The 12842-nt window shown below is 73.4% G+C and carries 11 protein-coding genes; 8 read left to right on the forward strand and 3 right to left on the reverse strand.

Translation table 11 applies throughout. The features are described 5' to 3' along the window. Positions 1-2 precede the first annotated feature (2 nt). Both ACQP10_RS06060 and ACQP10_RS06065 read right to left on the reverse strand, forming a co-directional pair. Entirely contained in the window at positions 3-200 is a 198-nt protein-coding gene (locus ACQP10_RS06060) for an acyl-CoA carboxylase subunit epsilon (RefSeq protein ID WP_433541019.1), read from the reverse strand. Then, positions 197-1789: an acyl-CoA carboxylase subunit beta gene (locus tag ACQP10_RS06065; protein ID WP_179819494.1), complete on the reverse strand. Its 1593-nt coding sequence runs from the start codon at positions 1787-1789 to the stop codon at positions 197-199. Before ACQP10_RS06065 ends, ACQP10_RS06060 begins: the two co-directional genes overlap by 4 nt. 132 nt (positions 1790-1921) lie before the next feature. Between ACQP10_RS06065 and ACQP10_RS06070 the strand changes: the two genes are divergently transcribed. The 3 genes from ACQP10_RS06070 (at position 1922) to ACQP10_RS06080 (ending at position 7212) form a co-directional block, all read left to right on the forward strand. Continuing rightward, complete coding sequence (locus tag ACQP10_RS06070; protein WP_179819493.1) at positions 1922-2701, forward strand: ABC transporter ATP-binding protein; 780 nt, start codon at positions 1922-1924, stop codon at positions 2699-2701. Continuing rightward, positions 2677-4368, forward strand: coding sequence for a hypothetical protein (locus ACQP10_RS06075; RefSeq protein ID WP_346021859.1), 1692 nt, complete (start codon positions 2677-2679; stop codon positions 4366-4368). The genes ACQP10_RS06070 and ACQP10_RS06075 overlap by 25 nt, the downstream gene beginning before the upstream one ends. 174 nt (positions 4369-4542) lie before the next feature. Further along, a complete protein-coding gene (locus ACQP10_RS06080; RefSeq protein ID WP_179819492.1) occupies positions 4543-7212 on the forward strand; it encodes a phosphoenolpyruvate carboxylase in 2670 nt (889 codons plus the stop codon). Positions 7213-7236: 24 nt separating this feature from the next. On the opposite strand, the gene fdhD is transcribed toward ACQP10_RS06080, so the two are convergent. Then, positions 7237-8175, reverse strand: coding sequence for a formate dehydrogenase accessory sulfurtransferase FdhD (gene fdhD, locus ACQP10_RS06085; protein WP_433541020.1), 939 nt, complete (start codon positions 8173-8175; stop codon positions 7237-7239). Positions 8176-8335: 160 nt separating this feature from the next. On the opposite strand from fdhD, the gene ACQP10_RS06090 reads away from it, so the two are divergent. The 5 genes from ACQP10_RS06090 to ACQP10_RS06110 all read left to right on the forward strand — a co-directional run bounded on the left by ACQP10_RS06090 (position 8336) and on the right by ACQP10_RS06110 (position 12831). Further along, positions 8336-9160: a biotin--[acetyl-CoA-carboxylase] ligase gene (locus tag ACQP10_RS06090; RefSeq protein WP_433541021.1), complete on the forward strand. Its 825-nt coding sequence runs from the start codon at positions 8336-8338 to the stop codon at positions 9158-9160. 32 nt (positions 9161-9192) lie between these two features. Then, positions 9193-9774 (forward strand): PH domain-containing protein, encoded by a 582-nt coding sequence (locus ACQP10_RS06095; protein WP_346021862.1) that lies wholly within the window; start codon positions 9193-9195, stop codon positions 9772-9774. A gap of 147 nt (positions 9775-9921) precedes the next feature. After that, on the forward strand, positions 9922-10899 hold the full coding sequence (locus ACQP10_RS06100; RefSeq protein WP_346021863.1) for an adenylate/guanylate cyclase domain-containing protein: 978 nt from the start codon (positions 9922-9924) through the stop codon (positions 10897-10899). Between the two features lie 211 nt (positions 10900-11110). Next, on the forward strand, positions 11111-12196 hold the full coding sequence (locus ACQP10_RS06105) for an S-(hydroxymethyl)mycothiol dehydrogenase (protein ID WP_179819487.1): 1086 nt from the start codon (positions 11111-11113) through the stop codon (positions 12194-12196). Next, positions 12193-12831, forward strand: a complete 639-nt coding sequence (locus ACQP10_RS06110) for an MBL fold metallo-hydrolase (protein WP_312873158.1) — start codon at positions 12193-12195, stop codon at positions 12829-12831. Before ACQP10_RS06105 ends, ACQP10_RS06110 begins: the two co-directional genes overlap by 4 nt. The last annotated feature ends 11 nt before the right edge of the window (positions 12832-12842 follow it).

The raw sequence follows: 12842 nt of genomic DNA on the forward strand, positions 1-12842 counted from the left end.
ATCTATCGCGGTAATCCGCTCGATCGCCAGGCGCCTTGTCCGGTGGGGAGCGGCTTTCGCAGTCGGTAAGCGGGATCGCGCCAGTTTCCGGGCTTTCGTACGGTTTTACCCTCCGGTGCGGTCCGCGAGGCGATCGCGATCACCAGCGCCGCGACCTCCTCGGGCCCGGGTTCACCATGGACGATCTTCAGCTCGGTCACAGCGGAATGTTCCCATGCTTCTTCGGCGGAAGGGTGGCGCGCTTGTTGCGCAGGGCGCGCAGCGCGCGGACGATCTGCACGCGGGTGTCGGAGGGACGGATCACGGCGTCGACGTACCCGCGCTCGGCCGCGAGGTAGGGATTGGCCAGCGTGTCCTCGTACTCGGTGACGAGCCGGGCGCGCTCGGCGTCGGGGTCGTCGGCCGCCATCAGCTCGCGCCGGTAGAGGATGTTGACCGCGCCCTGCGCGCCCATGACGGCGATCTGCGCGGTGGGCCAGGCCAGGTTGACGTCGGCGCCCAGGTGCTTGGAGCCCATGACGTCGTAGGCGCCGCCGTACGCCTTGCGGGTGATGACGGTGACGAGCGGGACGGTCGCCTCGGCGTAGGCGTAGAGCAGCTTGGCGCCGCGGCGGATGATCCCGTTCCATTCCTGATCGGTTCCAGGAAGGAATCCGGGAACATCTACGAATGTCAGCACGGGAATGTTGAAAGCGTCACAAGTGCGGACGAATCTCGCGGCTTTCTCCGACGCCGCGATGTCCAGCGTGCCGGCGAAACTCATCGGCTGGTTGGCGACGATCCCCACCGGGTGTCCCTCGACGCGGCCGAAGCCCACCACGATGTTCGGCGCGAACCGCGCGTGCACCTCCAGGAACTCCCCGTCGTCCAGGACGTGTTCGAGCACCGTGTGCATGTCGTAGGGCTGGTTCGCCGAGTCGGGGATCAGCGTGTCCAGCTCGCGGTCGGCGTCGGTGACCGACAGAACCGGCTCGGTCTCGAAGACCGGCGGCTCGTCCAGGTTGTTGGACGGCAGGTAGGACAGCAGCGCCCGCGCGAACTCCAGGCAGTCCTCCTCGTCGGACGCCTCGTAGTGCGCCACGCCCGACCGGGAGTTGTGCGTGTGCGCGCCGCCCAGCTCCTCGAACGTCACCTCCTCGCCGGTGACGGTCTTGATGACGTCGGGGCCGGTGATGAACATGTGCGACTTCTCCGACACCATCAGCACGAAGTCGGTGAGCGCCGGGGAGTAGACCGCGCCGCCCGCGCACGGGCCCATGATCAGCGAGATCTGCGGGATCACGCCGGAGGCGTGGACGTTGCGCTTGAAGATCTCGGCGTACAGGCCGAGGGAGACCACGCCCTCCTGGATGCGGGCCCCGCCGGAGTCGTTGATGCCGACGACCGGGCAGCCGGTCTTCAGCGCGTGGTCCATGACCTTGACGATCTTCTCGCCGAAGACCTCGCCCAGCGAGCCGCCGAAGACCGTGAAGTCCTGGGCGAACACCGCCACCGGACGGCCGTCCACCGTGCCGTGGCCGGTCACCACGCCGTCGCCGTACGGGCGCTCGCGCTCCAGGCCGAAGTTGCCCGACCGGTGCCGGGCCAGCTCGTCGAACTCCACGAAGCTGTCGTCGTCCAGGAAGGCGAGGACCCGCTCCCTGGCCGTCATCTTGCCCTTGGCGTGCTGCTTGGCCACCGCGCGCTCGGAACCGGCGTGCTTCGCCTCGTCCAGACGCCGCTCCAGGTCGGCGAGTTTGCCCGCCGTGGTGTGAATGTCGATTCCGGTGGCCACCGGCTCAGCGCTCATCGGTCCCTCACCCTTGTCGTCAACTCCCTGCGAGGGTAACCGTCCCGGGCCCTCTCGAACTATCGGGGGCGCTCATTCGTTCAGCGGACTGGAATACTTCCTCCGAAAGCGACAAACGGCAGAGTAGGGGTCATGACGGACATCGTCGAAGCGGTACGCACCCGGCAGCTCGTCAAGAGATTCGGCCAGCAGGTGGCCGTGGGCGGTGTCGATCTCATCGTGCCCAGGGGCGGCTTCGCCGGCCTGGTCGGGCCGAACGGCGCGGGCAAGACCACCACCCTGAGCATGGTCACCGGCCTGCTGCGCCCGGACGGCGGAACCGCGCACATCGACGGCCTCGACGTCTGGCGCGAGCCGATCGCGGTGAAGGGCCGCATCGGCGTCCTGCCCGAGGGCCTGCGGCTGTTCGAGCGGCTGTCCGGCCGGGAGCTGCTGGCCTACAACGGCCAGCTCCGCGGCATCCCCAAGGAGGAGGTCGAGCGGCGGTCGGCGGAACTGCTGCGGGTCATGGACCTCGTCGACTCGGCCGACAAGCTCGTCGTCGACTACTCCACCGGCATGCGCAAGAAGATCGGGCTCGCCGCGGCGCTCCTGCACAACCCCGCGGTGCTCTTCCTCGACGAGCCGTTCGAGGGGGTGGACCCGGTCAGCGCCAACACGCTGGTCGAGGTGCTCCGGCGCTACACCGCCTCCGGCTCGACCGTCGTCTTCTCCAGCCACGTCATGGAGCTGGTCGAGCGCCTGTGCGACTGGGTCTCGGTGATGAGCCGCGGGCAGATCGTCGCGCAGGGCCCGCTGGACGAGGTCCGGGCCGGGCGGAGCCTCAACGAGGCGTTCCTCGGCCTGGTCGGCGCCCACGGCCACGGTGGCGGGGAGGAGGGCCTGTCATGGCTGGGCGCGACCTCGGCGTGAACGGCGGCGCGGACGGCGGCATGAGCGGCATGAGCGGCACGGGCACCGGGACCACCGCCGGGGACGACCGGCCGGTGCGGACCACCGACGCGGTGCGGGTGGGACCCGGCGTCTTCGTCCGGCTCAAGCTCCGGCTGGTCGCCGGGGGCCTGCGCGGCAGCGGCGCCCGCCTGGCCGGGTTCGTCTTCTCGGTGATCGCCGCGGTGGTCGTGGCCGGCTTCGGGTTCTTCCTCCTGGCCGCGCTCCGCGCGGCGCCCGCCGACACCGCGCGGGACGTCACGACCGTGCTGTTCACCATGCAGCTGATCGGCTGGGCGGTCGTGCCGCTGCTGGCGTTCGGCCTGGACGACACCCTCGACCCGTCCCGGCTGGCGCTGTTCCCGCTGCGCACCGGGCAGCTCGCGACCGGCATGTTCGCCGCCTCGATCACCGGCGTCTGGCCGCTGGCCACGCTGGTGGCCGCGTTCGGCGCGGTCGCCGGCCTGGCCACGGGGGCCGGCGGCGCCGTGGTGGGCGCCGTCGCGGTGCTGCTGCAGTTCGCCCTGTGCATCGTGCTCTCACGGCTGGTCACCACGGCCCTGTCCGGCGTACTGCGCACCCGCCGGGGCCGCGACGTGCTCGCCGTCTCCGCGATCTTCGTCGTCCTGGTGGCCCAGCTGCCCAACCTGCTGGTCAACGGCGGGCTGGCCGCCGACCCGCTCGCCATGCTGGGCGCTCTGGCGTCGGCGCTGCGCTGGACCCCGTCCGGGATGGCCGCGCACGCCGTCGCCGACGGCGGCCCGGCCGCCCTCGCCGAGCTGGCCGTACTCGCCGTCCTGGTCCTCGTGATCGGCCGGCTGTGGATCGCCGCGCTCCGCCGGGCGCTGGTCACGGCGGACGCCTCCACCGAGGCGTCCACCGTCCGCAGCTCGCGGGGCCTGCTGGCCCGCGTCCTGCCGGACGGCCCGCTCGCCGCGGTCGCGACCAAGGAGCTCAAGTACGCCCGCCGCGACCCGCGCGGCCGGGTCGGCTGGTTCGCCGCCATCGTGGTCACCGGCATCATGGCGTTCACCATGAACGGCGACGGCCGCGCCGTGCCGAGCCTCGCCGTCCTCGCGATCGCCCCCGGCTGCATCGGCGCGCTGATGATCGCCCTGCAGTCGATCAACCTCTTCGGCATCGACGGCCGCTCGCTGTGGATGAACTCCGTCGCCTACGGCTCGGCCCGTGACTGGCGGACCGACATCGCCGGGCGGCACCTGGCCGTCGCGACGATCGCGGTCCCGCTGCTGACCGTGCTGGCGGTCGTCGCGGCACTCCTCGCGGGCGAGCTCCCGTGGGCCGTCCCCGCCGCGCTCACCGCCTGGGGCGTCCTCGGCGCCGGGCTCGGCGTGGGGGCCCTGACCAGCGTGCTGATCCCGTACACCGTGCCGGAGCGGCTGAACGCCTTCACCGGCGCCGCGCCGGGGCAGGGCGGCGTCGCCTTCGCCGCCTCCTTCGGCGGGCTGATCGCCGGCGGCGTGCTGTCCCTGCCGATCGTGCTGCCGGTGCTGCTGGCGTCCCCCTGGTTCTGCGTCCTGGCGGTGCCGTACGGCCTGCTGGTCTCCTGGGGCGGGCGGCGGCTCGCCGGCGGGCTGGCCTTCGGCCGCTACCCGGAGATCCTGGCCGCCACCTCCCGGGCGAACTGACCGCCCGGCGCGTCCGGTCCCGCGCCCACCTCGGCGCGCGCCCGTTCCGGCCCCGCACCCGCCCGCCCGCGTCTCACACCGGGCGGGCGGCCCGCGCCGGATTCCGCCAGTGGTCTAGTCCAATAGGTGAGACCGCTCCTCACGGGAGATAACGGACTGGATACGCTGGCGAGCATGCCCGCCATCGCGAACGAACAGGCAGAACGCTCAGCGCAGGCCGCGCAGCAGGCAGAGCGTTCCTCCGCCGTCACCGAGATGCCCGAGGAGCTGCGCGCGGACGTGCGGCTCCTCGGAGAGCTCCTGGGGCAGGTCATCGCCGAGTACGGCGGCGACGACCTGCTCGCCGACGTCGAACGCCTCCGCAAGGCCGTCATCGCGGCCCGCCGCGGGGAGATCTCCGGCGATGAGGTCACCGCCCTGGTCGCCGAATGGCCGATCGATCGGGCGGTGCAGATCGCCCGGGCGTTCACCTGTTACTTCCACCTGGTCAACCTCGCGGAGGAACACTTCCGCATCCGCACCCTCCGGGTCCGCGACACCGGGAAGGAGCCGCTGCCCGACTCCATCGCCCAGGCCGTGCAGGAACTCGGCGAGGAGAGGGTCGCCGAGCTGGTGGAGGGGCTGCGGCTGCACCCGGTGCTGACCGCCCACCCCACCGAGGCCCGCAGGCGCGCGGTGGTCACCGCGATCCAGCGGATCAGCGGCCGGCTCACCGACTACAACAGCCCCGGCCGGGGCGCCGCCGAGCGGGCCGAGACCCGGCGGCGGCTGCTGGAGGAGATCGACCTGCTGTGGCGGACGGCCCAGCTCAGGTCCACCAAGCTCAACCCGCTCGACGAGGTCCGCACGGCCATGGCCGCCTTCGACGAGACCCTGTTCCGGGCGGTCCCGATGGTCTACCGCTCGCTGGATGCGGCCCTCGGCGTGGACACCGGCGCCCGCGCCCCGAAGGCCCGCGCCTTCATCCGCTACGGGAGCTGGATCGGCGGCGACCGCGACGGCAACCCCAACGTCACCGCCAGGGTGACCAGGGACGCCATCCTCATCCAGGCCGAGCACGTGCTGATCGCCCTGGAGAACGCCGCCCAGCGGATCGGCCGGACCCTCACCCTGAACGCCGGCCAGACCCCGCCCTCGCCCGAGCTGCGCGCGGCGCTCGCCGCCGCCGAAGACCACCACCCCGAGCTGGTCTCGGAGATGGCCACCCGCTCGCCGCGGGAGCCGCACCGGCAGTGGCTGCTGTTCGTCGCCGCCCGCGTCGCCGCCACCCGGCAGCGCGGCCTCGACCTGGCCTACCGCTCACCCGAGGAGTTGCTGGCCGACCTGCGGCTGGTCCAGACGTCCCTGGCCGGCGCCGGAGCCGCCCGGCAGGCGTACGGCGAGCTGCAGCACCTGATCTGGCAGGTGGAGACGTTCGGCTTCCACCTGGCCGAGCTGGAGGTGCGCCAGCACTCGCAGGTCCACGCCGAGGCGCTGGCCGAGATCCAGGCCGGGCGGACCTCCGAGCGGACCGAGGAGGTGCTGGCCACCATCCGGACCGTCGCCTGGATCCAGGAGCGGTTCGGCGTGACGGCCGCCTCCCGCTACGTCGTCTCCTTCACCCGCTCCGCCGACGACATCGCCGCGGTGTACGAGCTGGCCCGGCACGCGCTCGGCGACCGGGCGCCCACGCTCGACGTGGTCCCGCTGTTCGAGTCCGGGGCCGACCTGGCGAACGCCCCGGCCGTGCTGACCGGCATGCTCGACATCCCCGCCGTCCGGGACCGCCTGGCCACGGGCGAGCGCCGCCTGGAGGTCATGCTCGGCTACTCCGACTCCGCCAAGGAGCTCGGGCCCGCCGCGGCGACGCTGAAGCTGTACGAGGCGCAGGAGGCGCTGGCCGCCTGGGCCGTCGTGCACGACGTGCGGCTGACGCTGTTCCACGGCCGGGGCGGGGCCCTGGGCCGCGGCGGCGGACCGGCCAACCGCGCCGTGCTCGCCCAGGCGCCCGGCTCGGTCGGCGGCCGGTTCAAGGTCACCGAGCAGGGCGAGGTCATCTTCGCCCGCTACGGGCACGACGCCATCGCCCGCCGCCACATGGAGCAGGTCACCTCGGCGGTGCTGCTCGCCTCCACCCCGTCCGCCGAGGCACGCACGGCCAAGGCCGCCGCGCGCTTCCGCGGGGTGGCCCGGCAGGTCGCCTCGGCCTCGGAGAAGGCGTACCGGGCGCTGACCGAGGCGCCCGGCTTCCCCGAGTGGTTCTCCCTGGTCAGCCCGCTGGAGGAGATCGGCTCGCTGCGGCTGGGCTCCCGCCCGGCGCGGCGCGGCCTCGGCGCGCCGCGCTCCCTGGACGACCTGCGGGCCATCCCGTGGGTGTTCGCCTGGGCGCAGACCCGGGTCAACCTGCCCGGCTGGTACGGCCTGGGCAGCGGCCTGGCCGCGGTGATCGACGAGATCGGCCTGGACGAACTGCGCGCCGCCTACCGCGAGTGGCCGCTGCTCGCCTCGCTGCTGGACAACGTGGAGATGTCGCTGGCCAAGACCGACCGCGACATCGCCGCCCGCTATCTCGCGCTGGGCGGCCGGGACGACTTCGTCCGGCAGGTCCTGGCCGAGTACGACCTCACCCGCCGCCTGGTCCTGGAGGTCACCGGCCACACCCGCCTGCTGGAGAACCGCCGGGTCCTCTCCCGCGCCGTCCAGCTCCGCGACCCGTACGTGGACGCGCTGTCGCACCTCCAGCTCCGGGCCCTGTCGCGGCTCCGCGCCGACCACGAGGTGTCGGAGGAGGAGCGCGAGAGGCTGTCCACCCTGCTGCTGCTGTCGGTCAACGGCGTCGCCGCCGGCCTGCAGAACACCGGCTGATCCGCCCCGCCCCGGAGCGGATCCTCACGGTGTGGCGATCCGCTCCGGGGCCGAGTAGACGTTGAACCGCTCGTCGCGCAGGAAGCCCACCAGCGTCATCCCGAACTCCCTGGCCAGATCGACGGCCAGGGAGGAGGGCGCCGAGACCGAGCAGACGACCGGGATCCCGGCGCTGAGGGCCTTCTGCGCGATCTCGTAGCTGCTGCGCCCGCTGACCAGCAGAACGCTGTCGCGCAGCGGCAGCCGCTCGGTCATCAGAGCCCAGCCGACCAGCTTGTCCACGGCGTTGTGCCGCCCCACGTCCTCGCGGACCGCCACCAGGTCGCCGGCGGCGGTGAACAGGCCGGCCGCGTGCAGGCCCCCCGTCTTGCCGAACACGCTCTGGGCCGCGCGCAGCCGGTCCGGCAGGCCGTACAGGACCTTCGGGGCGACCTGTACGCCGGTGCCCGCGGGCAGCGGCGCGCACCGGTCGCGCAGGACCTCCAGGCCGGCGGAGCCGCAGACGCCGCAGGCGCTCGACGTCATGAAGTGCCGGTCGAGGGCGGGCAGCTCGGGCAGCCTGCCCTGGCGCAGCCGTACGGTGACGGTGTTGTAGCGGGCCTCCCGCGGCAGGTCCTCGTCGGTGCAGTAGGCGATCGAGGACAGATCGCCGGAGGTGATGACCCCCTCCCCGTACAGGAACCCGGCGGCCAGCTCGAAGTCGTGGCCGGGGGTGCGCATGGTGATCGCGACGGTGCGGTGGGCGCCCCCGGGGACGTCCGTGGACGTGGGCGCGGACCCGTTGGCCGCCCGGGGCCGCGGGGTGGCCGAGCCGACGTGGCGGGAGGCGCTCAGCCGGATCTCCAGCGGCTCCTCGGTGGCCAGGTCGTCCCGCCGCTCCCTGACGATGTCGCCGGACACCGCGAGGACGCGGGTCCGAGTGCTCGGCCCCGGCCGGGGCAGATCGGCGCGACTTGTGCTCATGTCTCTCATCTTTCCCGCCCCTCGGAGCGGTGCCGGCAACCGGTGGAGCCTTTGACTTCCCCGCCGCACCCACGGTATTCCCCGGTATTCCCCGGCGTCGCTCCCGGTCGTCGCCACGGTCCGGTCACGGTCGGCCGGGGGGAGGGGGGATGATGGACGGGTGCCCGACTCGCCCTTCACCGACCTCGACCGGCCGCCGCTCTCCGAGACGGCGCTCAACCGCGCCCTGGTACGGCCCGGCGGCCTGTGGTCCGGCGTCACCGTCGTCGAGCGGACCGGTTCCACCAACGCCGACCTCGCGCAGGCCGCCCGCGAGGGCGCCCGGCAGGGGACCGTGCTGATCGCCGAGGTCCAGTTCGCCGGCCGCGGCAGGCTGGGCCGGGCCTGGACGGCGCCGCCACGCTCCGGCCTGGCGCTCTCGGTGCTGCTGCGCCCCGACCCGCCCCCCGCCCGGCACGGCTGGCTGCCGCTGCTCGTCGGCCTGGCCGCGGCGTCGGCGGTGCGCCGGATCGCCGAGGTGGACGTCCGCCTGAAGTGGCCCAACGACCTGCTGATCGGCGAGCGCAAGCTCGCCGGGGTGCTCGCCGAGCGCATCGACGGCGCCGTGGTGGTGGGGATCGGGCTCAATGTGAGCGCCCGCCCCGAGGAGTTGCCCGTGGAGACCGCGACCTCCCTCGCCATCGAGGGCGCCGCGTGCGTCGACCGCGACCCGCTCGTCCGCGCGGTGCTGCGGGAGATCGAGGCCCACTACCGCGACTGGTCCGAGGCCCAGGGCGATGCCGACGCCTGCGGGCTGCGGGCCGCCTACCTCGCGGCCGGCGCGACCGTCGGCCGTGAGGTCCGGGTGGAGCTGCCGGGGGAGCGGGTGCTCGCCGGGCGGGCCACCGGCGTCGACGCCTCCGGGCACCTGCTGGTGGAGTCGGGGGGCGAGGAGCACGTGCTGAGCGCCGGCGACGTGGTCCACGTCCGTCCTCGCGCCTCCTGACGGCCGGAGGCCGGACGTGCCACGATTTGCCCATGGGTCTCCCGGATCACCACCTCACGGAGGGCGAGCAGCGCATCCGCTCGTTCCGCCCCCACTGGCGACAGCTCGTCGTGCCGTTCCTGGCGCTGGTCGTCATCGTCGTCGCCTCGGGCGCCGCGATGTTCTACATCCCCGCCTTCGAGTACGCCGGCTACGCCCGGATCGCGGTCGCGGTGATCTCCGTCGGCCTGCTGACCGTCTGGTCGTTCGTGCCGTACCTGAAGTGGAAGAACACCTCCTACCTGATCACCTCGCACCGCCTGTCCATCGGCACCGGCGTGCTGAGCAAGTCGCACGACGACATCCCGATGGCCAAGGTCAACACGGTCAGCGCGGAGCAGACGCTGGTGGAGCGGATCCTCGGCTCCGGCACGCTCCACGTCGAGTCGGCCGGTGAGCAGGGCCGGATCGAGCTGCGCGACATCCCCCACCTCCAGGCGGTGCGGGCCGAGCTGTTCCGGGCGATCGACGAGGCCGACGATCCCGACGAGGACGGCGAGGACGACGGCGCGGGCGGGGCGGGCGGCCCGGAGCCGAAGGGCGACCTGGACGGGACGGGCCGCCGGAGACGGTAGGGGCCTCCCGGGGCCGCCGTACGGGCCGAATGCCGTGCGGAGGTCGCTGTAGGGGCCGGGACCGCCGTACGGCCGGGGGCCGCGCGGCGGGCACGGCCACGTGGCGTAACCTCCTGGGCGGGGAGGCGAGAAGGGGGGTGAGGGGAAGTGACCGGACGTCCGACGGCCGAGCAGATCGAGAGCGTCTTCGCCGGGGACCGGCCCCGCTACACCCGTATCCAGGTGGCCGAGCTGGCCGGGGTGCCGCAGAGCCTCACCGAGCGCATCTGGCGGGCCCTGGGGTTCGCCACGCTGCCCGACGACGCGGTGGCCTTCACCGACGCCGACGTGGAATCCCTCCGCCGGGTCAGGTCGATGATGGACGACGGGTCCATGGACGACGAGACCACCGTCCGGATGGCCAGGGCGCTCGGCCAGACGACGGCCAGGCTCGCCCAGTGGCAGGCCGACATCCTGATCGGCACCATGCTCGACCCGGGGCGGACGCCCACCGACGACGACCTCGCCGCGGTCCTCGACACCTCGCGCCGCCTGCTGCCGGACCTGGAGCGGATGCTGGTGCACGCGTGGCGCGCCCAGCTCGCCGCCGCCGGGACCCGCCTGCTGGCCGTCGCCGACATGGCCGAGGAGATCTCGCCGGCCCGGCGGACCCTCGCGGTGGGCTTCGCCGATCTGGTCTCCTTCACCCGCCTGTCCCGCTCGATGGACGAGCGGGCCCTGGCCGGGCTGGTCGAGGGGTTCGAGTCCCGCGCCTCCGACATCGTCGCCGCGAACGGCGGTCGCCTGGTCAAGACGCTCGGCGACGAGGTGCTGTTCACCGCCGCCGACCCGCGCCGGGCCGCCGCGATCGCGCTGGAGCTCGCCGAGACGACGGACCGGGACGGCCCCGGCGTGCGGATCGGCCTGGCCCACGGCCCGGTGCTGCCGGTCATGGGTGACGTCTTCGGGACCACCGTCAACCTGGCGGCCCGGCTGACCGCCATCGCCCGTCCCGGCACGATCCTCGCGGACGAGGGGGTGGCCACCGCCGTCGAGGGCGCGCCGGGCGTGGAGGTGGTCCGCATGCGCCGCCGGCCGGTCCGCGGTCTCGGCATGGTCCAGCCGTACGTGCTGCGGGGGAGCTAGCCCGTACGTGTCGCGGGGAAGGACCGTACGTGCCAGGGGAGACCGGCCGTACGTGCAGCGGGGGAGCCGAGCCGCCCGGACGGGGCCACGGTCCGTGCGGAGTCGTGCACGTTTCGCGGGGACTGATAAGGATTGAGGCGTGGGCGTCCCGGGGGACCGCTTCGGGGGCGCCGACCGACCGGTACGAGCTCGAAGATCTGAGGTGCATGACATGCCGTACACCGTTCAAGGCGTGGTCGCGCGGGCGAAGGGTGAGCCCGTCTCGCTGGAGACGATCCACGTCCCCGACCCCGGCCCCGGCGAGGCGGTGGTGAACATCCAGGCGTGCGGCGTCTGCCACACCGACCTCCACTACCGCGAGGGCGGGATCAACGACGAGTTCCCGTTCCTGCTCGGCCACGAGGCCGCCGGGGTGGTCGAGGCGGTCGGCGAGGGCGTCACCGAGGTGGCCCCCGGCGACTACGTGATCCTCAACTGGCGGGCGGTCTGCGGTGAGTGCCGCGCCTGCCGGAGGGGCCGCCCGTGGTACTGCTTCAACACCCACAACGCCACCCAGAGGATGACGCTGGAGGACGGCACGCCCCTCACCCCGGCCCTCGGCATCGGCGCGTTCATCGAGAAGACCCTGGTCGCGGCGGGCCAGTGCACCAAGGTGGACCGGCAGGCGCCCGCGACCGCGGCCGGCCTGCTGGGCTGCGGCGTGATGGCGGGCATCGGCGCCGCGATCAACACCGGCGCGGTGACCCGCGGCGACAGCGTGGCCGTCATCGGCTGCGGCGGCGTGGGCGACGCCGCCGTCCACGGCGCCCGGCTGGCGGGCGCGACGAAGATCATCGCGGTGGACGTCGACGACCGCAAGCTCGGCTGGGCGAAGGAGTTCGGCGCCACCCACACGATCAACTCCCGCGACGCCGACCCGGTGGAGGCCATCCGCGAGCTCACCGGCGGCAACGGCGCCGACGTGGTGATCGAGGCGGTCGGCCGCCCGGAGACCTACCGGCAGGCGTTCTACGCCCGCGACCTGGCCGGGACCGTCGTGCTGGTCGGCGTGCCCACCCCGGAGATGACGGTCGAGCTGCCGCTGCTGGACGTCTTCGGGCGCGGCGGCGCGCTGAAGTCGTCGTGGTACGGCGACTGCCTGCCCAGCCGCGACTTCCCGATGCTCATCGACCTCTACCTCCAGGGCCGGCTCGACCTCGACCGGTTCGTCTCCGAGACGATCGGCCTCGGCGACGTCGAGGAGGCGTTCGCCAAGATGCACCGCGGCGAGGTCCTGCGCTCGGTGGTGGTCCTGTGACCGCCGGAGAGGGCGCGGCGATCGGCAGGGTCGTCACCTCGGGGACGTTCTCGCTGGACGGCGGCACCTGGGAGGTCGACAACAACGTCTGGCTGGTCGGCTCGGGCGACGAGGTCGTCGTGATCGACGCGGCGCACGACGCCGAGGCCATCGCCGCGGCGGTCGGCGACCGCACGGTCCGGGCGATCGTCTGCACCCACGGGCACGACGACCACGTCGGCGCCGCCCCGGCCCTCGCCGCGCGGACCGGCGCCCCGGTCATGCTCCACCCGGCCGACCAGGTCCTGTGGGACATGGTCCACCCCGGCACGCCGTACACGCCGCTGGCGGACGGGCAGGTGATCTCGGCGGGCGGGGTCGAGCTGACCGTCATGCACACGCCGGGTCACGCGCCCGGCGCGGTCTGCCTGTACGCCCCCGCGCTCGGGACGGTCTTCACCGGCGACACGCTGTTCCGGGGCGGGCCGGGCGCGACGGGCCGGTCGTTCTCGTCGTTCGAGACGATCGTCGAGTCGATCCGCGGGCGGCTGCTGACGCTGCCGCCGGAGACGGTCGTGCGCACCGGGCACGGCGACTCCACCACGATCGGCGAGGAGGCCCCGCACCTGGAGGAGTGGCTGGCCCGGGGGCACTGAGCCCACCCGGC

The sequence above is a fragment of the Streptosporangium sandarakinum genome, from assembly GCF_050942225.1.
GTDB lineage: Bacteria > Actinomycetota > Actinomycetes > Streptosporangiales > Streptosporangiaceae > Streptosporangium > Streptosporangium nondiastaticum.

Coding starts and splice junctions, on each gene's coding strand:
- ACQP10_RS06065 (WP_179819494.1), bottom strand. CDS start 1,789: ATGAGCGCTGAGCCGGTGGCCACCGGAATCGACATTCACACCACGGCG.
- ACQP10_RS06070 (WP_179819493.1), top strand. CDS start 1,922: ATGACGGACATCGTCGAAGCGGTACGCACCCGGCAGCTCGTCAAGAGA.
- ACQP10_RS06075 (WP_346021859.1), top strand. CDS start 2,677: ATGGCTGGGCGCGACCTCGGCGTGAACGGCGGCGCGGACGGCGGCATG.
- ACQP10_RS06080 (WP_179819492.1), top strand. CDS start 4,543: ATGCCCGCCATCGCGAACGAACAGGCAGAACGCTCAGCGCAGGCCGCG.
- fdhD (WP_433541020.1), bottom strand. CDS start 8,175: ATGAGCACAAGTCGCGCCGATCTGCCCCGGCCGGGGCCGAGCACTCGG.
- ACQP10_RS06095 (WP_346021862.1), top strand. CDS start 9,193: ATGGGTCTCCCGGATCACCACCTCACGGAGGGCGAGCAGCGCATCCGC.
- ACQP10_RS06105 (WP_179819487.1), top strand. CDS start 11,111: ATGCCGTACACCGTTCAAGGCGTGGTCGCGCGGGCGAAGGGTGAGCCC.